The sequence below is a fragment of the Clostridium sp. FP2 genome (genome assembly GCF_011065955.2).
Taxonomy (GTDB): domain Bacteria; phylum Bacillota; class Clostridia; order Clostridiales; family Clostridiaceae; genus Clostridium_AD; species Clostridium_AD tagluense.
The window spans coordinates 3,018,331-3,039,595 of record NZ_JAAMNI020000001.1 but is presented as its reverse complement, the minus strand read 5'-3'; the positions used below and the strand labels follow the sequence as shown (position 1 = coordinate 3,039,595).

Genomic DNA, 21,265 nt, shown 5'->3' with positions numbered 1-21,265 from the left:
TTAAAAGCAATATACGACAATATTACTTGTATATTGCATGTGAAGGTTTTTCAATTATGATATTTTTTTTATTTTCAACTATAATGACAAATAATGATTTTAATGATTTATCCAAGATAGATTCTATGATATCAAGTAATTTGTATGCACCAAGTTTGGTTCTGGCGATATTTGCATTTGTTTTTATAGTTTATGCACATAATAGTTTTATTAAATTCAGAAAAAAAGATTATGCACTTTTTATGGTAATAGGAATGACTAATAACAACGTAAGAAAAATAATGGTATTTGAAAATGCTTTAATTGCAATTGTTTCTATTTTTTCTGGGCTTATTTTAGGAACTATATTTTCTGAAGGATTTTATTTTATTATTGCAAAAATAATTGGTAATATAGATCTTTCAATAAATTTTAAAAGTTATATATATACAATGATTTTTTTTGTTGGAATTAATATGATTTTAATTTTAAAAAGTTATATCTCATTGGCACATTATAAAATAATTGAATTACTTAAAAATGGAAAATCAGCAGACAAAAATGTTACAGGAAATTGCATTTTTGCAATTTTAGGCGTTGTCCTTATAATTAGTTCAATTATAATACCAATGTTACCTAATAAAATATCATCGAAATTCGTTTTAATTAATATAGTAACTATACTAATAGGTATATACTTAGTTACAGCAAATTTAGATTGGTTTATACTGAAAATATTAAAGTTAGGTAAAAATAGGTATATTAATAATTTATTTTTTATAAGTAATTTAAAATATAAGATAGGTAGTTGCAAAAATATTATATTTTCAATAACACTACTAGTTATAACAATAATCTTTTTTATAAGCTTTGCTTTGACATCCAATGAGGTAATGAGTAATAATGTTATATCATACAATCCATATGATATAGCATATTGTAATATTTATGGTAAAAATGGTATTTCAGATGAACTATTGAATAAGGTAATTAAAAGCAATGATGTTCAATTAACTTCAATAAAAAAATTAGAATTTGTAGATAAAGATAGAATGATTATAATGTCAAACAAGATATTAAATGATATAGTTGGATGTGATTTAAAAGTAGAAAAGGGGAAATTTATATCTCTTTTTCAAACAGATATAAATGATGGATATAGTCATAATGATGTGGAAATTAAAAATTACGACATAAATGGTAAAACCTATTATTCGCAAGAAAAACTAGTGAAAATTTTATTTAATAGTAGTCCTGTTATAAGATATCGCTACTGTTTAATATTTAATAATGATGATTATAATAATATAAAATCAAAAGTAAAAGTCAATAATGATGATGTAGGTACTATTAATTTAATGAATTTTAGTGATTGGACCAAAACAGGGAAAATAACAAGTGAATTAAATAAACAATTGGAAATGTATAATAAAAATACTAGGGAGTTTTTTGGAAAATCAGCAGATAAATACAACTTTAAAACAGGGTCAAAAATTGATGACTATATTTTAGCTAATAGATCAGGTACATTTCTATTATTTCTATTTTGCTTTATCTTTATTTTATTTTTTGTTGCATCAAATTTAATGATACATTTTAAAATTTTAACAGAATTCGAAGGAGAAAAAATAAAATACAAAAAACTGAACAAAATGGGAATTACAGAAAAAGAATTATCAAATACTATTTTAAAAGAATTAAGGATTATCTTTTTACTACCATGCATTTTTGGAATTGCAATTGGAATGTATTGCGTATGTTTAAAATTTTTATCAGCAGGTATAAATACTACCTATGGTGTAAAATATTCTATTCTTGCAGGGATTATTTATATAATGTTAGAAGTAATATTCTATATTATTTACAATAAACAATATATTAAAAAGATTTTAAAGTAAATTTAGCATGCAGATTATTTTCAGTGACTTAATATAGATAATGGAGCTCTGAGGGATGACTTGGGGCTTTTTTATTTTTGTTCATTTAGAATTTAGTTATAATTTTGAATTATATGTTGCAAATGGGTTTATAATGTATTATTATTAAATTTGTGAATTTTTATGAAAAGGGTGGAAATTATGAATGAGCAAGTAGAATTACTTAGAAATAAATTAGAAAAGTTAGTATCAGTTACTGATAGCCTTGTTGATAGTGAAATCATTTCTGTAAGTCAGGAATTGGATAAGCTTATTTATCAATATTATTTATGTGAAGTTTAAATGTCAATAAAGTTAATCATACTCCTCTGGCTTGGCTGGAGGGTTTTTCGTTTTTATAGGATATGCCATCTACATGATTCTTAATCAGGATGTCCAGCGTTCCAATCCACGGTGTACCAAGTCCACTCCTTCAGGTGTGGGAGTTTCAGACTTATAACTTAATATTAAAAAGTAATTTTTTATGTATTCACTTAATACAATAATAGTGAAGAATAATTTTTATAATAAGGAGAATATATATGTTATCTAGTACTGAATTCATACGACAATCGCTGGAATTACATCTTTTTTTTGCAAGGATTATGAAGGAGCACTCATTCTTTTTAGAAGTAGGCTTTACACAAAAGGACTCAAGTTATATCCAACAGGCGGATAACTTCCGAACAGAGTTTGACAGACTTCTAGCTGATGCTATATCACTTTCTAACGGGGTAGTTAGCCCAAGTGTATTACAGTCTGGTGAGGTAATAACACCTTTTACACTAAAAGCTGAGATAGCGACCGCATATTTTACAGGAGTGAATATTCCAATTCATTTGACAAAATCAGAAGCCGGGTTAATGGGTAGTGATGCATTAATGATAGGTAATCCTATGCTTGAACAAAGAATATTTATGCTTAATCAGAGAGCGATGGGATTAATTAAAGCCTTAGCTCAGTTTAAGAGTATGGTTTTGTCAGGGGTTATATCCTGTAGGATATTTACAAGTAACTACCCTTTACTTATAGACCACATTTTAAGAGAAGCGAAATTTTATTTTCAGTTAATTCAAAGACTGCAAAATCGTGAGGAAATTAACTTGGAGAGAGATATGTATGAGCAAGAATCTTTTTGGAATAGAATTATGGCTGAACACTCAAAATTTATTCGTGGACTGCTTGATCCAACTGAAAACGAGCTTATAAACATCGCAAATAACTTTGGAAATGAGTTTGATAAGTTGACAACCGAGTCAAAAGAAGCAATGGATAAGACAATTCCAATTTCAAAAGTTACGAACCACAGCCTTAAAGCAACTATTGAAATAGCTAAATTTAAATCGCAAGGTACTCAAGGATTGGTAGAATGTAAAATTAAGTCTATAATAATACCATTATTAGGTGATCATACTTTACGTGAAGCAAATCATTATTTGCGTTTATTGAAAATATTTACAAAAGTTATATAGAATCAAAAAAGAGCATCTTTATAATGCTCTTTTTTGTTAGTAGTTTATTTTCTATTAAATAGCAATGGAATTAATGGATATATTGGGAAAAATGGATAGTAATTAATAATTTGAATCATTGCTATACTTTAGGGATTTTGAGATTTTAACTATAGGCTCCTCCCTTTTTAATGTCTCTTCAATATGTTTTATATCTTGTATCTGCTCCTTATAAATGGATACATCCTCTAAATCAACTTTGTGCTTTGTGAATTCAACATGTTCTTCATTAAGGAGTATCCGGATGACCTCTGTGGGCATATCTTTGTATGGGGGCGTACTTGAAGTAAGATTTTTTTTCTTTATTACAAGCTCTTCTCGCTTAATTGGTACAGTAAAGTTTTTTTCTACAGTGAAAATCTCTCTATAAATATTTACTTCGCCGGTCTGCATCCATTCTTTTGCTACATTAAGTTCTTCTTTCTTAATGTGAAATGTTGCCATACGTTAGACCTCCATTTGTTAAAAAACACCTCACGAATCATGAAAATTCTGAGGTGTTTTTTGCTTTATTTATTATTTATGGGTCTCGATATCAACTATATCAGGGTTGCCAATTTTATTTATCAGTACTTCTTCTCGTTTAAGGGTTTCATCTATATGCTCTGTATTTTCTATGGCACGTTTGTGGGCTGAAATTTCACCTGTTATTACTGTATGTTTATCTACATTAACTTTTTCCTCATTAACAGGAATTCGAATAGTTTGTTCCTTAGTAATTGGTGAATCACTTGCTTCATTGTTTAAGCTTTTTCTTTCAATTACTACTTCTTCACGCATTACAGGAACATCAACAGATTTTTGTTCTTCAATAATTTCCTTGCCAAATTCTACATCGCCTTTATGAACGCTGCTCTTGGCGATATCAAGCTCTTCTTTGCGGAGACGAATCTTTGCATCCTCATCACTAGTTTCTTTCCTAGCACCATCGCCATTTTTAAATCCCTCAAGTATTTTCATATATAAATACCTCCATAAACTAATATTTTATCTATCAATATATTGCCCTTTAAAGAAAGACATTATCCAGTTTAAAAAATGGGAAAACTCCATATCCCAATCTTTCCTTTAATACTATATCTATGGTACTATTAAGTTGGAATGAGGTAACATTCTATAAAATTTTTTAGGGGGAGTGGAAAATGCTAGTTTTTTCAATAATTTTAGTGAGTTTAGCATTGATTATTTATACAATTTCTATCTTAAATGAATACAGACGAAAGACATTGCTTCCTTGGCATGCTATTATGTTTTGTATAGGTTTTATTTTTGATGTATCTGGTACTTTTATAATGTATAAGCTTGGTGGAAATAAGTTGCCAGCTGGGTTACATGGTATTTTAGGGTATATTGCTTTATTACTAATGCTAATTAATGCAATTGGGGCTATTTTTATATTAAGTAAAAACCATAACAATTTATTAGCTAAATTCTATAAATTTAGTTTATTTTCATGGATTGTCTGGATGGTTTCTTATATTTTAGGAATGCTTATGCACATGTAAAACTATTGAGTGTTAAATGACTCTTTTTTGTAACGCTTAATGAATATAAATCGAAGTAAATACAATATCTAAACAATAAGTTTTATTTAAAGTGAATAATAGGACTGTTGATTGACAAAGTCTTAAACACATATCCTCGCTCTTTTAAGTTTTTAATTATTATAGGCAAAGCCTGGGCGGTAGTTGTTTTTGGGTTTGAATCGTGGAATAAAATTACAATAGATTTCATCCCCTTAGACCCTCTCATAACATTATCTATAATAATATCTTTACTTTCTGTCATTTTTTCTGCATCTCCCGAAGAAACATTCCAGTCAATATATTGGTAGCCTTTTTTTATTTCTTCTTTAGTTAATTTGTTCATAATATCTTTGCCACCATAGTTATTACTTATTGTATTATTTGACCCACCAGGAAACCTCATAAGTGTAGGCCTAGTAATACCAATACCTTCCAAAAAAGAATTCAATTTATTTACATCTTGATTATAGTTAGATATAGATGAATATGCTGTTTTGTAATCATGTGAATAAGTATGATTACCTATAACATTTCCTTGATTTATAATTTGTTTGTATATGTCCTCATATCCAGGGTGTCCGTTAACGAAAAATGTTGCATTTACATCATTATCCTTTAAAATTTCCAGCACTTTGGAAGTGTTCTCAGAAGGACCGTCATCGAATGTAAGGTAGACTTCTTTTTCACCTGTCTTAAGGGTATTAGCTATAGGCTTAGTACCTACTACTAACGTATTAATAGTTTTATTCAAATCATTTACATTTGTTTGTAACTCAATTATTGATAATTTAAGAATCTTGGTGCTAATTTCTAATTGTTTATTTGTGTTAATTTCATAACTAAGTGAAGTTTTAAGGGTTTTTATTTTCACTTTTGAACTATATAATATTAAACTTAATATGATTAGCATAGTGATGGAAAATATTGTAATTATATTTTTTTTTATAATGACCGCCCCCGTAAGTAATAAGATTAAATAATATGCATTTTAAATATTGATAAAGTCAATATATTCTCTAACCTCTAATTATGTTCCTTAAAATATAGCTTATTAAATTATTAATATTTTAGTTTGTTCAATAACACCATTTTTAAATCTCATGTTTGTACTAATGAGATTTAAGTTAACATATAATAGTTATTGAAAGTCAGATATATATTGTAACTTCTTACAATATTATATTTTTTATCATAAATCTTTACAAAAAACCGCAATAGATTTATAATACAATTGTAAAGAGTATTTTGTAAATTAGGAGGGAGTTAATTGAATATGAATAATTTTAAAGTCACTCCTTTAAGAGGAGAATATGAAAAAAGTGGTGGAAAAGTTGTAGAATTTTGTGGGTATGAAATGCCAATGCAGTTTAAGGGGATTTTGCATGAGCATGAAACTGTAAGACAAAGAGCAGGGCTATTTGATGTTTCCCACATGGGAGAAATACTTGTAAAAGGAAAAGATGCTGAAAACTTTGTTAACTATCTTTTAACCAATGATGTGAAAACGCTTACCAGTGGAGAAGTTATTTATAGCTTTATGTGTTATCCAAGTGGCGGTGTTGTAGATGATTTATTAGCTTATAAATTTTCTGAAGATTTTTACTATTTAGTGGTAAACGCTAGCAATAAAGATAAAGATTTACAATGGATATTAGATAATAAGAATAAATTTGAAGTTAACATTGAAGATATTTCAGAAAAAGTTGCTCAATTGGCACTTCAAGGCCCAAAAGCTGAAGATGTATTACAAAAATTAACATCAGTTGATTTATCTGAAATAAAATTTTTCAAATTTAAAAATGATATAGAAATATGTGGTAAAAAAGTTATGGTATCAAGAACAGGGTATACTGGTGAGGACGGTTTTGAAATATATACCACACCTCAGGATGCAGCATTTTTGTGGGAAGAAATACTTAGAGTTGGACAAGCACAAGGGGTTGAACCTATTGGACTTGGGGCTCGTGATACTTTAAGATTTGAAGCAACTCTTCCGTTATATGGAAATGAAATGGATGCAAATATCACTCCATTAGAAATGGGCTTTGGTTATTTTGTTAAACTTAATACCGAAGACTTTGTTGGTAGAGATGCTTTGTTAAAACAAAAGGAAAATGGTGTAACTAGAAAATTGGTAGGTTTTGAATTGTTAGATAAAGGAATAGGAAGACATGGCTATACAGTAGTTAAAGATGGTAAAGAAATAGGACATGTTACCACTGGATATATGTCGCCTACTTTAAATAAAACTATAGGATTTGCTTTAATCGAAGGTAAATATGCAGCTCTCGGAACTGAAATTTATATAAAAGTTAGAAATAAAGAATTAAAAGCTATAGTTGTAAATAAAAAATTTTATAGTAAAAAAACTCAACAATAAGGAGGAATAGTTATGTTAGTATTAGAAAATTTATTATACACAAAAAACCATGAATGGATAAGAGTGGATGAGGACAAAGCTTATATAGGAATTACAGATTATGCACAAAAATTATTAGGGGATATAGTTTTTGTAGATTTGCCATCAGAGGATGATGAAATTTCTAAAGGTGATGCTTTTTCAACAATTGAATCTGTTAAAGCTGCTGAAGATATTTTTATGCCTGCTAGTGGAAAGGTTTTAGAAATAAATGAAGCACTATCTGATAGCCCAGTTTTAATAAATGAAAATGCTTATGGTGCTTGGATGATTAGTATAGAATTATCTAATAAAGATGAATTAAAAGATTTACTAAAAGCTAAAGAATATGAAGAATTATGTAATGAACTAAGTGAAAAGGAGGAATAATATGTCTCCCTATATTCCTATTACAGAAAAAGAAAAAAATGAAATGCTTGATTTTGTTTGTACAAAATCCATAGATGATTTATTTAAAGATATCCCAGATAATTTAAAATTAAATAGAGAATTAAATATTCCTAAGGGATTATCAGAATTAGAAGTTGAGAAAATCATGACTAGTTTGGCAAAAAAGAATAAATCTACAGAGGATTTAGTTTGCTTTTTAGGTGCAGGTATATATGATCACTATATTCCTTCAATTGTAAAACATTTAATTGGAAGAACTGAATTTTATACAGCCTACACGCCATATCAACCAGAAATTAGCCAAGGTACTTTGCAATCAATTTTTGAATATCAAACTATGATTTGTAACTTAACGGGTATGGATGTATCTAATTCTTCTATGTATGATGGTGCTACGGCAGCAGTAGAAGCTTCTGTAATGGCTTTAGAAAATACAAAACGAAATACTATAATAGTTTCTAAAACTGTACATCCAGATACAAGACAAGTTTTAAAGACTTATCTAAAATATAAAGGATATAATTTAATAGAAATTGATGAGAAAGATGGAGTTACAGATATAGAAAAAGTGAAATCAGAATTAAGTAAAGATATAGCAGCTGTTATTGTACAAAGTCCAAATTTCTTTGGAATTATAGAAGAAGTAGAAGACTTAGAAAAAATGATTCATACAAACAAGTCACTATTTATAATGAGTGTAGACCCATTATCTTTAGGTGTTTTAAAAAGTCCTAGGGAATTAGGGGCAGATATAGCTGTAGGTGATGGTCAAAGTCTTGGTGGTAATATGAGTTTTGGTGGGCCAGGTTTCGGTTTTCTTAATACGACTACAAAGCTTATGAGGAAAATGCCTGGGAGGATAGTTGGCGAAACGGATGATGGGCATGGTAATAAAGGCTATGTACTAACTCTGCAAGCAAGAGAACAACACATAAGAAGGGAAAAAGCTACCTCTAATATATGTTCAGATCAAACATTAATGGCTATTGGTGCTGCTGTTTATATGTCAACTCTTGGGAAAGAAGGTATAAAAGAGATAGGGAACCAATGCATTAAGAAATCTCATTATGCTTTTAAAAAGTTAATGGACAGTGGAAAATATAAACCACTATTTAATAAACCGTTTTTCAAGGAATTTGCAGTTGTATCAAATTCCTCTGCATATGAACTAAATAAAAATCTATTAGAGAATGATATTTTAGGTGGATATATTTTAGAAAAAGATTACCCTCAGTATAAGGATTCAGTGCTTTTATGTGTAACAGAAAAAAGATCAAAAGAAGAAATTGATGAGTTAGTTAAAGTGATGGGGGAGATATAATGAAAAATTATGATAAAGTTATCTTTGAACTATCATGTGAGGGTAAAATAGGGTATAAACTTCCAGTGTTAGATGTAGAGGATATAAATATAGACTCGGTTATACCTAAAAATATGTTAAGAGAAAATGAGGCTTTTCTTCCTGAGGTAAGTGAAGTTGAGGTGGTTAGACATTACACCGCTCTTTCTAATAAAAATTATTATTTGGAGAAAGGTTTCTATCCATTAGGTTCATGTACTATGAAATATAACCCTAAAATAAATGAGGATATTGCTGCTTTTCCTGGTTTTAGTAAGATTCATCCTAAAGAAGCTGCAGAAGATGTACAAGGTGCTTTAGAACTTATGCATGATCTTTCTTTAGAACTATCTGAAATTACAGGTATGGATGATTTTACCTTGCAGCCTGCAGCAGGAGCACATGGAGAACTTACAGGACTTCTATTAATAAAGGCATATCATGAAAGTAGAAAAGATTTTAAACGAACAAAAATAATAGTTCCAGATTCGGCTCATGGAACAAATCCAGCCAGTGCTAAATGTGCAGGATTTGATGTAGTTGAAATCAAATCTGATAAAGATGGTTTAGTCTCAATAGAAGAACTTAAAAAAGTTTTAAGCGATGAAGTTGCAGGGCTTATGCTCACTAATCCTAATACTTTAGGTTTGTTTGAAAAAGACATAGAGAGCATAAGTAAGTTAGTTCATGAAGCAGGGGGCCTTTTATATTATGATGGAGCAAATTTAAATGCTATTATGGGAAAGGCACGTCCTGGGGATATGGGCTTTGATGTGTGTCATTTAAATCTTCATAAGACCTTTTCGACACCACATGGTGGTGGTGGACCAGGAGCTGGTCCTGTAGGCGTTTGTAAGAGAATATCGCAGTTCCTTCCAGTTCCAATTATAAAAAAGGAACAAGGAAAATTTGTATTTGATTATGATAGACCTGAATCCATTGGAAAAGTTAGAAGCTTTTATGGTAATTTTGGTGTATTAGTTAGAGCTCATACCTACATACTAAGTATGGGTAAAGAAGGATTAAAAGCTGCGTCAGAGATTGCAGTGCTAAATGCCAACTATATAAAGGAAGCATTAAAAGATCATTATAATGTGGCTATAGAAGATATATGTAAGCATGAAATTATTTTTGCTGGATTAAAAGATAATCCAAATCATATATCAACTTTGGATGTAGCTAAAAGATTAATGGATTATGGGGTTCATCCACCAACAGTATATTTTCCTTTAATAGTTGAAAATGCTCTTATGATAGAACCAACTGAAAGTGAAAGTTTAGAATCTATCAATGAGTTTGTTGAAATTATGAAAAAAATAGCTTTAGAAGCTAAAGAAAATCCAGAAGTTTTACATGAAGCACCACACGCGGCACCAGTAAGACGATTAGATCAAGTTAAAGCAGCTAGAACACCAATATTAAAGTGGAGTAAATAATTATGTAGGTAACTGTTTAGTTAATTAATTTATAACCTCAGCGTTTTGTGATGCAAAATACTGGGGTTATATCTTAGATACATGAATATAAATAGCAAGTCAGAAATACTTACATACCAATTGTTATTTGAATGTGTCTTATATCTGAATAGTTATTATAATAAAGTATATTTAAAGTAGGAGGCAGATCTATGAAAGATATAATTGTAATAGGTGGAGGTCCGGGTGGGTATGTAGCAGCCATTAGAGCTGCTCAATTAGGAGCCAAAGTATGTCTTATAGAAAAAGAAAGCTTAGGTGGTACATGCCTTAACCGTGGTTGTATTCCAACTAAAACTATATATAGAACAGCAGAACTTTTAAATAATTTAAGTCACATTGAAGATTTTGGTATTAGTGTATCCAATCCTGAAATAGATGTAAATAAAATTCAAGAAAGAAAAAAAAGCATTATAAAAACCTTAGTAACTGGTATAGAAACTCTCTTAAAAGGAAATAACATAGAGTTTATAAAGGGCGAGGCCTCCTTAGTTGATAAAAATACTGTAGTAGTATCTACAAAAGATGAAGAAATGACTATTGAAGCTAAAAACATAATTATAGCTACAGGTTCTAAATCTGAAATTCCCTTCATTGAAGGAGTAAATAATAAAAAAATTATAACCAGTACTGAGCTTTTAGATTTTGATCATATACCAAAATCTCTAGTAATTATAGGTGGTGGAGTAATTGGTATGGAATTTGCCAGCATCTTTAATGCTATGGGAAGTAAAGTAACTGTTATAGTTGCAAGAGATTCTATACTGTATGATATAGATAGAGATATTTCAAAGAGATATGTTGTTATGGCAAAAAAAGCTGGAATAGAAATTCTTACGAACGCTAAAGTAATGAGTTTTAGCGGTGAAGAGGAAGTTATTATAAAATGCCAAGGCAAAAAAGGTGAATTTGAAGTAAAAGGAGAACAAGTACTCCTTGCAAAAGGAAGAAATCCCAATTATGAAGGTATCAATGTAGAAAAATTAGGAATAGAGATTTATAAAAAAGGGATAAAGGTTGATGAGAATTATGAAACTTCTTTAAAAGGAGTATATGCTATAGGTGATGTAAATGGCATTTCACTTCTTGCTCATGCTGCCTCTCATCAAGGAGTGGTAACGGCAGAAGGTATAATATTAAATAAAACTTGTCATAAATCAGTGATTCCTTATTGTATTTTTACTTTCCCTGAAATAGCGGTTGTAGGAATTACGGAGGAAGAAGCAAAAAATAGTGGACTAAGTTATAAAAAGAATAAATTTTTATTTGGTGCTAACGGAAAAGCTTTAGCACTGGGAGAAGGCGAAGGTCTGGTAAAAGTTATAAGTGATGAAAATAATAAAATCTTAGGTGTTCACATTCTTGGCCCTCATGCTTCAGATTTAATACTAGAGGGCACTATAATGGTAGAAAAGGGAATGAGGGTTTCAGACTTGAAAGAAGTAGTTCATAGTCATCCTACTTTGGGAGAGGCATTGCATGAAGCAGTTTTAGGATTAAACAAAGAAGCTATACACAGTATAAACAAATAATAAATACTTAGACATATGAAAATAAAAGGAGAAAAAAATGATCTATTTAGATAATGATTGTACAAACCCTTATTTTAATTTAGCTTTAGAGGAGTATTTATTAAGACAAAAGAATGATGAGTATTTTGTGCTTTGGAGAAATGAACCTTGCATTGTAGTTGGAAAAAATCAAAATACACTATCAGAAATTAATGAAGAATATATTAAAAAACATAGTATAAAAGTAGTAAGAAGACAAAGTGGCGGTGGGGCTGTTTTTCATGATCTTGGAAATTTAAACTTTACATTTATAGTTCAAGATGATGGAAAAAAGTTTAATGATTTTGAAACCTTTGTTATTCCAATAATAGGTGTGTTAAAGGAATTAGGTATAAAAGCAGAGTTTTCTGGAAGAAATGACCTTTTAATAGAAGGTAAAAAATTCTCAGGAAATGCTCAATGCAAGTATAAAAACAGAGTAATGCATCATGGTACTTTATTATTTTCTTCTGACATAGTTAATTTAAGTGATGCTTTGATTTCAAAGCCTCTTAAGTTTTCAGATAAGGCAGTTAAATCTGTAGCTAGCAGAATTACAAATATAAATGAATATCTAAAGGAACCTCTTAATGTTACTAATTTTAAGGACAAAATATTCGAATATATAACCAAGACGCAGCAAGATAAGACTATAACTACTTTAAATAAGCAGGAAATTGTAGAGGTTGAGAATATGGTTAAAACTAAATATGAAACCTGGCAGTGGAACTTTGGAGAATCTCCAAAATATAATTTCTATAATGAGAAGAAATTTTCCTGTGGAGCTATAGAGTTAAGTATCGATGTAGAAAAAGGTGTAATGAAACAGGTGAGAATTTTTGGTGATTTCTTTGGTGAGGAAAGCATTGAAGATATTGAAAAAGCTCTTATAGATAAAAAACATAATACACAGGATATTGATAGTGTATTAGATAAAATTAATATGAAAAAATATTTTGGAAATGTAACTAAACAAGAGCTTTTAAGTTTATTTTTTGTTGAATCTATGTAAAATAAATTAAGGAGTTCAGGACATTCTTATTGCCAACGAAGTGGTTTTATCCTGGATTTTAACGACATTTCAGAAGGAAAGTCTCCTACTTCTATAAGTGGAGGTCACATACTATAGCAAAAAGAAAACTTCAGTGGGCGTTTATGATCTTTTTCGAGCTCCTAAAAACCAAAATACAGGGATATTTTTAAATTTTTGTAGAACATTATATATAGTAGATTAAAATTACTATATTATGTTTTAGGGAGGAATAGATAATGTCAATGAAAAATACAATTTATGAAGTTACAATCACAGAAGATGGACTTGATAATTATAAGCGTGATACTATTAGTGCAAAAGACATGGCTGAAAATTTAGGTATTGATGCCGTGATGACTGATTTTCAGTGGGATGAAGATATAAAAAGAGGCCTAATTCTTACTGGAAGAATCATAGACGATATCTCAATAGAAGATGCACTAGAAGAATTGGATAATACTGAGTATATTGAGAGTGTAGAGAAAAGTTAAAAAATCTATAAAAATATAGATAAATATATACAAATAAGGGCTATGAAATTAAGGCGTTAATCCTATATTCCATAGTCCTTTAGAAATTTAATAATATTCCTTAAAACAAAGCTAAATCAACCTTCTTATATATTAGTATTCTTTTCTGCTACTAAAGTAAAAGTCTTTGGGATACCCTTGTCAAAAGCCTCACAAGATAAATTTGCTTCTTCATCTAAACTTTTAATAACTAATCCCTCTTTGGCAACAGCAGTAACTATCTCCCCAAGATTCCATTCACGGAGCAGTACTTTTTTAGGTTCTCCATCATTAGTTAAATATTTTGAATAAGATACATTTTTTTCTTCTAGTGAATTATCAAAATAATCTCCTGTAACCTTATGTTTACGGATTTTAGCTGTTGTACCCTTTGATGTAATTAGTTTAGTGGAGACTGGATGAAAATCTCTAATTACAAGCAAGCCTTTATTACCTAAAAGCTTATAGATTACATTTATAAAAGGTTTTAAATCCGTAAAATAGTGTAATATACCCATTTCTGCAAATACTATATCATAATCACCGGTAAGCTCTTTTTCAGATAGACTAAGCACATCAGCTAAAATATATTCTATTTTTACTCCTGCTTCACTGGCTAGTTCCATGGCATAACGTTTATTTCCTTCTGAAAAATCAACTACAGTGACATCTGCCCCGAGTAATGCTAATGCTACAGCCTTATTTCCATTAGAACCCATTAAATTCATAATTTTTTTGCCTTTTACATTACCAAATTTATCATATAGTATAGGGAGAGTTATTATTGGTTCCTTGCTAATTCTTTTGATTGCTTCACTAGGCTTTCCAAATCTCTGAACCCAAGCATCATAAGCCTCCTTATTCCATGATTCTTCATTTATATCTCTAGTTGCTTTTTTATCATCATTTAAGTTATAGCTATTTATATATTCTGAATTATTTATACTAGTAAAATCCTTTTGCACTGAGAATCCTCCCTCTGTAGTTAACATTTATATAAATAATATACCATGAACTAATAAAAATGAAAATGATTTTATAAAATCTACATTGACAACAAAAGAAGACCTGTGGTATTATATAAACAATACCTTACTAAATCGGTAGGAATACTAGGAGGAACTCAAATGAAAAAATTATCTATATTAATTAGTACACTATTAATAGCATCGGTAGGACTTGTAGGATGTGGGACAAGCAGCAATAAAAATACTGGATCAAAAGATCTATTATCAAAAATAAAGAGCGAAGGCAAAATTCGGATTGGTACTGAAGGCACCTATGCACCATATACATTCCATGATAAGACAGGAAAGTTAACTGGCTTTGATGTTGAAATTGCAGAGGAAGTATCTAAGCGTATCGGAGTAAAACCAGAATTTGTGGAAACAAAGTGGGATGGTATGGTTGCTGGGCTAGCTGCAAAGAGATTTGACATGGTAGTGAATCAAGTTGGAATTAAACCTGATAGACAATTGAAATATGATTTTTCAAATCCCTATATAGTTTCAAAAGCAGTACTTATAGTAAATAGTGCTGATAATACTATTAAAAAGTTTGCCGATTTGAAGGGCAAGAAATCTGCTCAATCCTTAACTAGTAACTTAGCTAAAATTGCAGAAGCGAATGGCGCGCTACTTCAGCCAGTTGATAGTTTTAATCAATCAATTGACCTTCTAGTTTCTAAAAGAGTAGATGCCACAGTTAATGATAGCTTATCTTACCTTGATATTAAAAAGCAAAAGCCAGAGCTTGCTATAAAAGTTGTTGATGAAGAAGGAAATGCACAGCCAAGTGCAATTATGTTTAATAAGGGAAATAAAGAATTAGTAGATGCAACTAATAAAGCACTTGCTGATATGAAATCAGATGGTACTTATTCAAAAATATCAAACAAGTGGTTTGGCACGGATGTATCAAAATAAGATGGTGATAATATGAATTTTGATGTAGAAACAATAAGAATATTAAACATAATTAAAGATTCTTTCTTTCCTTTATTAATAGCAGGCGTGAAGTTTACTATTCCACTGGCAATAATTTCTTTCATACTTGGTTCAATTTTGGCTATGGCAACAGCTCTTGCACGTATATCAAAATATAAATCATTAGTTTTAATATCAAGTTTTTATGTTTGGATAATAAGGGGTACACCACTTCTTGTACAGCTATTTATAGTATTTTACGGATTACCAATGGCTGGTATAACAATGGGACCACTAACTGCAGCAATTATAGGTTTTACATTAAATGTGGGGGCTTATAATTCAGAAGTAATTAGAGCAGCTATTTTATCTATACCTAAGGGACAGTGGGAAGCAGCATCTTCCATTGGTATGACACATACGCAAAGCTTGATTCGTATAATTTTGCCACAGGCAGCTAGGGTATCTGTACCGCCGCTTTCAAACTCCTTTATAAGTCTTGTAAAAGATACATCCCTGGCTGCTGCAATTACTTTAACTGAAATGTTTCAGATTGCTCAAAGAATAACTGCAGCAACATATGAACCACTTGTATTGTACTGTGAAGCAGCATTTATATACCTATTATTTTGTACTATACTATCCACAGCTCAAAAGAAGATAGAGAAAAAGCTTGAAAGATATGTGGCTAGGTAATTGGAGGAAATTCATGATTAATATACAAAATTTACACAAGAGTTTTGGAAATATTGAAATTTTAAAAGGTATAGATTTAAAAATTGTAAGAGGTGAAACAACAATTGTAATAGGCCCTTCAGGTTCAGGTAAAACAACTCTTCTTAGGTGTATAAATTTGTTAGAAATGCCAAGCAGTGGAACCATAAGAATTGGTGACAATGAACTTACATTTGGTGAAAATAAAAAGCCAACTGAGAAAGAAATATTAACTTTGAGAAAGAACACAGGAATGGTATTTCAAGGTTTTCATTTATTTCCCCATATGACAGTGGTAGAAAATATTATGGAGGGTCTTGTAACTGTGCTTAAGCAATCTAAAAAAGTAGCTCATGATAAGGCTCTTAGTCTACTCGAAAAGGTTGGTCTTTTAGAAAAATGCGATAGTTATCCTCATGAGCTTTCAGGAGGACAACAGCAGAGAGTTGCTATAGCACGCGCTATGGCTATAGAACCATTAGTGTTGCTATTTGACGAACCAACCTCTGCACTGGACCCCGAACTTGCAGCGGAGGTACTTAAAGTTATGAAGGAGCTATCTCTTGAAGGGATGACAATGGTAGTTGTTACTCATAATATGAGTTTTGCAAGAGAAGTAGGTGATAATATAATATTTATGGATAATGGACTTATTATTGATAAAGGCACACCGAAGCAAATATTAAGTGAAACAAATAATGCACGAATAAAACAATTCTTAAATTTAGTTTCAGATTAGATAATAGATTATTGAGGAGGAAAAAAATATGAAATTTGAATCATTATTAATACATGGTGGAATAGATGGGGATGCTAGTACTGGGGCAGTAAATGTACCTATCTACCAAACATCTACCTTTAAAAAAGGCAAATTTGATGCTGATAATACTTATGAGTATTCAAGATCAGGAAATCCTACAAGGGCAGCTCTCGAAAAACTTATTGCAGAGCTTGAGGAAGGCTATGCAGGTTTTGCCTTTGCTTCAGGAATGGCGGCTACAACTGCGGTACTATCTCAGTTTAAAACAGGAGATAAGATTCTTATATCAAACAATATTTATGGTGGAACCTTTAGGGTTTTAGACAAATATTTTAATAACTTTGGTATAAATTACAGTGTATTTAATTCATCAAACATAGAAGAACTAAAAAATAATATTGATGACAGTGTAAAGGCTATTTTTATAGAAACCCCAACTAACCCATTGATGGGTATTACAGATATTGAAGAGGTTGCAAAAATAGCAAAGAAAAACAATTTGATTACCATTGTAGACAATACGTTTATGACACCCTACCTACAAAAGCCAATCACCCTTGGTGCAGATATAGTTATTCATAGTGGTACAAAATATCTAGGTGGACATAGTGATTTAATTGCTGGTCTTGTGATAGTGAATAATAATGAGTTAGCAGAAAAAATAGGTTTTATACAAAATTCAACAGGGGGAGTTTTGTCTCCATTTGATTCCTTCTTATTGATAAGAGGTATTAAAACTCTAGCATTAAGAATGGATAGACATAACTCAAACGCAAACATTATTGCAAATCTTTTAAAAGATAGAAAAGAAGTGGAAAAAGTATATTATCCAGGGTTCGTTGATCACCCAGGCTACAAAATACAATCAAAGCAAGCTAAAGGCTATGGTGGTATTATTTCTTTCCTTCTTAAAGAAGGGTATGATTATAAAAAATTCTTAGAAAATTTAGAGTTAATAACTTTTGGAGAAAGCTTAGGAGGCGTGGAGTCATTAATTTGCCATCCTGCCACTATGACACATGCTGCAATTCCTTCTGAAATGAGACAAGAAATTGGCATAACTGATAATTTAATAAGATTATCAGTTGGGGTTGAAAATGTTGATGATATAACAGAGGATTTAATAAAGGCATTAGAAATATAAATTTAACAATTTTTAATGAAATCAAAAACGTACTTGATGGGGACATAGTATTTAAGTCAACTATAAAACTATAGAGGATAACCACAAAAAAATATAAAGATTAAGGCTACTAAATTAATTAGTAGCCTTAATTTATGTCAAAAATGGAACAATTGCTAGCAATAAGAAATCCCACTACGTTCTAGTGTGAAAAATATAAGTAGGTTATTTTTTGAAATTAAAATGAATAAGTGATTTTATGGATTTCTTTGATGATTATAAGTAATTGATGTATAATAATATTAGATAATAATTAAAGAAGAAGCTCTTTTTTTCTTCATATCTTCCTCAAAAAATTAGCCACTGGCACATGAGGTACATTCATTTATGACCTCTTCTATTCAGTAGTTGTGATTTTATTATTGCAAGTTATGTACGCCTAGATAGCAAGCTATTTGAAAATAAGTATTAGCAAGCAAAATCTGTCTGCATATGCTTCTAAATTTTACAATCATACGACCCTAGGGTGGTTATTTTTCTAAAGTTTCAAATATTTAAAATGGTATACTATCATTGTCAAGTTCTAAAATACAGTCATTATAAAGATTTTTAGATGAAATATTGTTTTCATTATCTTTATGGTTATCTATGTCATGAAAAGTATGTGTACAATTATCACAATATTCATCATTAGCATTTTCATAACACATAGGGCAAGCAATGTATTCATTATTCAAGAAATCACCCACAAATCCGTGGGTCATTTCCTGAAGGTCAAATATTTCTCTCCAGGAAACTTGAAATTCATGTCCACATTTAATGCATGTAAATTCACGTACTCCAAAATCAAATTCATTATCTACATGAGATTTTTTCTTTTTATTCTTACGTTTCTTCATTTAATTCCTCCATATTAGGTTATAGAATATATTATAATAAAAAAAATAAAAAATGAAAAGTAAATTATGGTTAGTCTATTTTTATTGAAGCTTTTAAAAAAAAATCCTGTGTTAGAAAAGAAATATGAAGAATATAAAAAGGCAAGAGGTGCATTTAAAATGACAATAGATGAAATTAGAAAATTGCACTACAAAGAGGAAGGAAGAGAAGAGGGAAGAATAGTAATAGCAACAGAAATGCTGTTAGATGGAGAAGCAATTGAAAAAATCAAAAAATACTCTAAGTTAAGTGAAGAAGAAATAACAAAATTAAAAAATAAACTATTTGCAAATTGATTTGTATGCAATAAAATAGGGGGTTATGATATGAACGAGATTTTAAAACAAATAAAAGATAGAAAATCCATGAGGGTATTTGAAAATAAGCCGATTGCAGCTGAGTTAAAAAAAGAGATATTAAATGCTGCCTTTGAAGCTCCAACTGGTGGTGCAATGATGCTTTATAGCATACTTGATATTACCGATGAAAAATTAAAGAAAGAACTATCAGTAGAATGTGATAATCAGCCTTTTATTGCAAAAGCTACTTTAGTGCTTATATTCCTTGCAGATTATCAAAGGTGGTATGATGCTTTTGACTCACAAAATTGCAATCCAAGAACACCAGGGGAGGGTGACATCCTTCTTGCCTGCGCTGATGCAATAATAGCTGCTCAAAACACAGTAGTAGCTGCGGAATCTTTAGGAATTGGTTCGTGTTACATTGGGGATATCATTGAGCATTGTGAAACTATTAGGGAGTTATTGGACCTTCCAGATTATGTTTTACCTGCTGCCATGGTGGTTTATGGTTATCCTGTAGAGGCTCAAAAGAATAGAAAAAAACCTGTGCGTTTCGAAGAACAGTATATAGTCTATGAAAATAAATATCGCAGACTAACTAAGGAAGAGCATATAGAAATGCAAAGCACAAGAAATGAAAAGGCAGGATTTCCAAATAAAAATATTAGCGAAGATACTAAAGCTCTATGCAATCGTAAGTATATGTCTGATTTTTCACTAGAAATGAATAGATCAGCATCTGAATATCTTAAGAAGTTCAGAGCAGAGTAAGGCATTTAAATTACTCAAGAATAGCAAGTTCAGTCATATAAACACCGAGTAGATAGTTTAAACAACTATTTACTCGGTGTTTTTTTCTGGCTTTAAAAAATATTTAGTTGTTGTTATTTGTAACTTTTTCATTAGTACTACTAGGGTTACGCTATAATTCATCAAATCTCTTCATGACTTCAGTAATGGTGTCTTTGCAAATTTGAGGTAAATTACTGTTTGTTGCTTTGTTAAAATCTAATCCTGCTTGTGAAAATCCTTCTTCTACTGCAGTTCTCATTTGTTGTATTTTGTTTGGATCATCTCCTGCTATAGATTGCGCCATAGTCATAATACGATCAGCAACTGCAGTTACAGAATATGCGCCACCTTCTTCTATTGCTTGAGTTGCACCCTCTGGAGTGGTTGCTATTTCTGGGTATGCATTTCCTAGAGATCCGAATATTTTAGTAAGTAAATCTGTAGTTTCTTTTGGCATCTCACTAATCTGACTTTCAGTTGATTTTCCAAGTAACTTATTCTGATTATTTATTGTATCACTTATAAATTTTTTTATAAGATCTGTTTTGAAATTTTCCTGTGATTCTTTTAAATCCTTAACTTCTTCTGTAGAAAGTTTCTTTTTTATAGGATTATAAGTTAAATCTGATATGTCTTTTTCTGTGGATTTAACAAATGTATCAGTTCCTAAATCCTGTGTTACTCCTTTGATTTTTGAAGCATCACTAGTTCCATCATTTTTAGTATCTAACTTTTTTGTATCATTTGTAATTATATGATTGGAGGTGTCAATCCCTTTAGTTTTAATAATATCCATCTATGAATAATTCCCCCTTTTTGGCTATTATTTTATTATCGTTCACTTATCAATATACTTAATAAATTGATGATATATTCTATTTATTGCTACTTAAAGGTTATTCAGAACTAAAAACCGCCTATTATTAGATCAGGTGATAACTAACATAATTGCATTACCTGTTGGAAAATTTGAAGTGTGTTAGCATTAATGGTAAGATATACAAAAATGAGCTAAATGTAAATAAGTATGCATAAAATATTGTTGTGTAGATTACTCTATAGA

General features: G+C 30.3%; 23 protein-coding genes. 17 read left to right on the top strand and 6 right to left on the bottom strand.

All coding sequences use genetic code 11. The annotated features are described in order from the left end of the window. The first annotated feature begins 56 nt into the window (after window positions 1-56). The 3 genes from G9F71_RS14635 (at window position 57) to G9F71_RS14625 (ending at window position 3,367) form a co-directional block, all read left to right on the top strand. Window positions 57-1,877: an FtsX-like permease family protein gene (locus G9F71_RS14635; RefSeq protein ID WP_224626423.1), complete on the top strand. Its 1,821-nt coding sequence runs from the start codon at window positions 57-59 to the stop codon at window positions 1,875-1,877. 180 nt (window positions 1,878-2,057) lie between these two features. Next, a complete protein-coding gene (locus G9F71_RS14630) occupies window positions 2,058-2,198 on the top strand; it encodes an aspartyl-phosphate phosphatase Spo0E family protein (protein ID WP_164949824.1) in 141 nt (46 codons plus the stop codon). Window positions 2,199-2,437: 239 nt separating this feature from the next. Next, window positions 2,438-3,367 carry a DUF2935 domain-containing protein gene (locus tag G9F71_RS14625; protein ID WP_164949823.1) on the top strand — a complete coding sequence of 310 codons (930 nt, stop codon included), beginning with the start codon at window positions 2,438-2,440 and terminating at the stop codon, window positions 3,365-3,367. A gap of 102 nt (window positions 3,368-3,469) precedes the next feature. Here the strand turns inward: G9F71_RS14625 and G9F71_RS14620 are convergent, their stop codons facing one another. After that, complete coding sequence (locus G9F71_RS14620) at window positions 3,470-3,850, bottom strand: YsnF/AvaK domain-containing protein (protein ID WP_164949822.1); 381 nt, start codon at window positions 3,848-3,850, stop codon at window positions 3,470-3,472. A 72-nt stretch (window positions 3,851-3,922) separates the two neighbouring features. Then, entirely contained in the window at window positions 3,923-4,366 is a 444-nt protein-coding gene (locus G9F71_RS14615; protein ID WP_164949821.1) for a YsnF/AvaK domain-containing protein, read from the bottom strand. A 182-nt stretch (window positions 4,367-4,548) separates the two neighbouring features. Between G9F71_RS14615 and G9F71_RS14610 the strand changes: the two genes are divergently transcribed. Beyond that, window positions 4,549-4,911: an HsmA family protein gene (locus G9F71_RS14610; RefSeq protein ID WP_164949820.1), complete on the top strand. Its 363-nt coding sequence runs from the start codon at window positions 4,549-4,551 to the stop codon at window positions 4,909-4,911. 82 nt (window positions 4,912-4,993) lie between these two features. Here the strand turns inward: G9F71_RS14610 and G9F71_RS14605 are convergent, their stop codons facing one another. Next, window positions 4,994-5,842, bottom strand: coding sequence for a polysaccharide deacetylase family protein (locus G9F71_RS14605; protein WP_164949819.1), 849 nt, complete (start codon window positions 5,840-5,842; stop codon window positions 4,994-4,996). Between the two features lie 363 nt (window positions 5,843-6,205). On the opposite strand from G9F71_RS14605, the gene gcvT reads away from it, so the two are divergent. The 7 genes from gcvT to G9F71_RS14570 all read left to right on the top strand — a co-directional run bounded on the left by gcvT (window position 6,206) and on the right by G9F71_RS14570 (window position 13,629). Further along, on the top strand, window positions 6,206-7,312 hold the full coding sequence (gcvT, locus tag G9F71_RS14600; protein ID WP_164949908.1) for a glycine cleavage system aminomethyltransferase GcvT: 1,107 nt from the start codon (window positions 6,206-6,208) through the stop codon (window positions 7,310-7,312). Window positions 7,313-7,324: 12 nt separating this feature from the next. Continuing rightward, window positions 7,325-7,720, top strand: coding sequence for a glycine cleavage system protein GcvH (gene gcvH / locus G9F71_RS14595; RefSeq protein ID WP_164949818.1), 396 nt, complete (start codon window positions 7,325-7,327; stop codon window positions 7,718-7,720). A 1-nt stretch (window position 7,721) separates the two neighbouring features. Further along, on the top strand, window positions 7,722-9,062 hold the full coding sequence (gene gcvPA, locus G9F71_RS14590) for an aminomethyl-transferring glycine dehydrogenase subunit GcvPA (protein WP_164949817.1): 1,341 nt from the start codon (window positions 7,722-7,724) through the stop codon (window positions 9,060-9,062). Then, on the top strand, window positions 9,062-10,516 hold the full coding sequence (gcvPB, locus tag G9F71_RS14585) for an aminomethyl-transferring glycine dehydrogenase subunit GcvPB (RefSeq protein WP_164949816.1): 1,455 nt from the start codon (window positions 9,062-9,064) through the stop codon (window positions 10,514-10,516). Before gcvPA ends, gcvPB begins: the two co-directional genes overlap by 1 nt. 191 nt (window positions 10,517-10,707) lie before the next feature. Further along, a complete protein-coding gene (gene lpdA, locus G9F71_RS14580; RefSeq protein WP_164949815.1) occupies window positions 10,708-12,087 on the top strand; it encodes a dihydrolipoyl dehydrogenase in 1,380 nt (459 codons plus the stop codon). 37 nt (window positions 12,088-12,124) lie between these two features. Further along, on the top strand, window positions 12,125-13,117 hold the full coding sequence (locus tag G9F71_RS14575; protein ID WP_164949814.1) for a lipoate--protein ligase: 993 nt from the start codon (window positions 12,125-12,127) through the stop codon (window positions 13,115-13,117). Between the two features lie 257 nt (window positions 13,118-13,374). Further along, the gene (locus tag G9F71_RS14570) at window positions 13,375-13,629 is read left to right on the top strand and encodes a hypothetical protein (protein WP_125001584.1); all 255 of its coding nucleotides are present in this window, start codon (window positions 13,375-13,377) and stop codon (window positions 13,627-13,629) included. Between the two features lie 125 nt (window positions 13,630-13,754). Here G9F71_RS14570 and G9F71_RS14565 read toward each other — a convergent pair whose 3' ends face one another. Continuing rightward, entirely contained in the window at window positions 13,755-14,612 is an 858-nt protein-coding gene (locus tag G9F71_RS14565; protein ID WP_224626422.1) for a class I SAM-dependent methyltransferase, read from the bottom strand. A 162-nt stretch (window positions 14,613-14,774) separates the two neighbouring features. On the opposite strand from G9F71_RS14565, the gene G9F71_RS14560 reads away from it, so the two are divergent. Genes G9F71_RS14560 through G9F71_RS14545 form a run of 4 tightly spaced genes read left to right on the top strand, consistent with a single transcriptional unit; the run spans window position 14,775 to window position 18,190 of the window. Beyond that, window positions 14,775-15,572, top strand: coding sequence for an amino acid ABC transporter substrate-binding protein (locus tag G9F71_RS14560; RefSeq protein ID WP_164949812.1), 798 nt, complete (start codon window positions 14,775-14,777; stop codon window positions 15,570-15,572). 12 nt (window positions 15,573-15,584) lie between these two features. After that, complete coding sequence (locus G9F71_RS14555; protein WP_164949811.1) at window positions 15,585-16,268, top strand: amino acid ABC transporter permease; 684 nt, start codon at window positions 15,585-15,587, stop codon at window positions 16,266-16,268. Between the two features lie 13 nt (window positions 16,269-16,281). Further along, window positions 16,282-17,025, top strand: coding sequence for an amino acid ABC transporter ATP-binding protein (locus G9F71_RS14550; protein WP_164949810.1), 744 nt, complete (start codon window positions 16,282-16,284; stop codon window positions 17,023-17,025). Window positions 17,026-17,053: 28 nt separating this feature from the next. Further along, complete coding sequence (locus G9F71_RS14545; protein ID WP_164949809.1) at window positions 17,054-18,190, top strand: trans-sulfuration enzyme family protein; 1,137 nt, start codon at window positions 17,054-17,056, stop codon at window positions 18,188-18,190. Window positions 18,191-18,723: 533 nt separating this feature from the next. On the opposite strand, the gene G9F71_RS14540 is transcribed toward G9F71_RS14545, so the two are convergent. Continuing rightward, on the bottom strand, window positions 18,724-19,068 hold the full coding sequence (locus tag G9F71_RS14540; RefSeq protein WP_164949808.1) for a hypothetical protein: 345 nt from the start codon (window positions 19,066-19,068) through the stop codon (window positions 18,724-18,726). A gap of 66 nt (window positions 19,069-19,134) precedes the next feature. Between G9F71_RS14540 and G9F71_RS14535 the strand changes: the two genes are divergently transcribed. After that, entirely contained in the window at window positions 19,135-19,404 is a 270-nt protein-coding gene (locus G9F71_RS14535) for a hypothetical protein (RefSeq protein WP_164943498.1), read from the top strand. Window positions 19,405-19,434: 30 nt separating this feature from the next. Further along, the gene (locus G9F71_RS14530; RefSeq protein ID WP_125001604.1) at window positions 19,435-20,181 is read left to right on the top strand and encodes a nitroreductase family protein; all 747 of its coding nucleotides are present in this window, start codon (window positions 19,435-19,437) and stop codon (window positions 20,179-20,181) included. A gap of 151 nt (window positions 20,182-20,332) precedes the next feature. On the opposite strand, the gene G9F71_RS14525 is transcribed toward G9F71_RS14530, so the two are convergent. Then, complete coding sequence (locus G9F71_RS14525) at window positions 20,333-20,998, bottom strand: hypothetical protein (protein ID WP_164949807.1); 666 nt, start codon at window positions 20,996-20,998, stop codon at window positions 20,333-20,335. Window positions 20,999-21,265: the final 267 nt, after the last annotated feature.

Coding starts and splice junctions, on each gene's coding strand:
- G9F71_RS14620 (WP_164949822.1), bottom strand. CDS start 3,850: ATGGCAACATTTCACATTAAGAAAGAAGAACTTAATGTAGCAAAAGAA.
- lpdA (WP_164949815.1), top strand. CDS start 10,708: ATGAAAGATATAATTGTAATAGGTGGAGGTCCGGGTGGGTATGTAGCA.
- G9F71_RS14530 (WP_125001604.1), top strand. CDS start 19,435: ATGAACGAGATTTTAAAACAAATAAAAGATAGAAAATCCATGAGGGTA.
- G9F71_RS14545 (WP_164949809.1), top strand. CDS start 17,054: ATGAAATTTGAATCATTATTAATACATGGTGGAATAGATGGGGATGCT.
- G9F71_RS14610 (WP_164949820.1), top strand. CDS start 4,549: ATGCTAGTTTTTTCAATAATTTTAGTGAGTTTAGCATTGATTATTTAT.
- G9F71_RS14540 (WP_164949808.1), bottom strand. CDS start 19,068: ATGAAGAAACGTAAGAATAAAAAGAAAAAATCTCATGTAGATAATGAA.
- G9F71_RS14560 (WP_164949812.1), top strand. CDS start 14,775: ATGAAAAAATTATCTATATTAATTAGTACACTATTAATAGCATCGGTA.
- G9F71_RS14535 (WP_164943498.1), top strand. CDS start 19,135: ATGGTTAGTCTATTTTTATTGAAGCTTTTAAAAAAAAATCCTGTGTTA.
- gcvPA (WP_164949817.1), top strand. CDS start 7,722: ATGTCTCCCTATATTCCTATTACAGAAAAAGAAAAAAATGAAATGCTT.
- G9F71_RS14525 (WP_164949807.1), bottom strand. CDS start 20,998: ATGGATATTATTAAAACTAAAGGGATTGACACCTCCAATCATATAATT.
- gcvH (WP_164949818.1), top strand. CDS start 7,325: ATGTTAGTATTAGAAAATTTATTATACACAAAAAACCATGAATGGATA.
- G9F71_RS14570 (WP_125001584.1), top strand. CDS start 13,375: ATGTCAATGAAAAATACAATTTATGAAGTTACAATCACAGAAGATGGA.
- G9F71_RS14630 (WP_164949824.1), top strand. CDS start 2,058: ATGAATGAGCAAGTAGAATTACTTAGAAATAAATTAGAAAAGTTAGTA.
- G9F71_RS14575 (WP_164949814.1), top strand. CDS start 12,125: ATGATCTATTTAGATAATGATTGTACAAACCCTTATTTTAATTTAGCT.
- G9F71_RS14605 (WP_164949819.1), bottom strand. CDS start 5,842: ATGCTAATCATATTAAGTTTAATATTATATAGTTCAAAAGTGAAAATA.
- G9F71_RS14550 (WP_164949810.1), top strand. CDS start 16,282: ATGATTAATATACAAAATTTACACAAGAGTTTTGGAAATATTGAAATT.
- G9F71_RS14625 (WP_164949823.1), top strand. CDS start 2,438: ATGTTATCTAGTACTGAATTCATACGACAATCGCTGGAATTACATCTT.
- G9F71_RS14615 (WP_164949821.1), bottom strand. CDS start 4,366: ATGAAAATACTTGAGGGATTTAAAAATGGCGATGGTGCTAGGAAAGAA.
- gcvPB (WP_164949816.1), top strand. CDS start 9,062: ATGAAAAATTATGATAAAGTTATCTTTGAACTATCATGTGAGGGTAAA.
- G9F71_RS14635 (WP_224626423.1), top strand. CDS start 57: ATGATATTTTTTTTATTTTCAACTATAATGACAAATAATGATTTTAAT.
- gcvT (WP_164949908.1), top strand. CDS start 6,206: ATGAATAATTTTAAAGTCACTCCTTTAAGAGGAGAATATGAAAAAAGT.
- G9F71_RS14555 (WP_164949811.1), top strand. CDS start 15,585: ATGAATTTTGATGTAGAAACAATAAGAATATTAAACATAATTAAAGAT.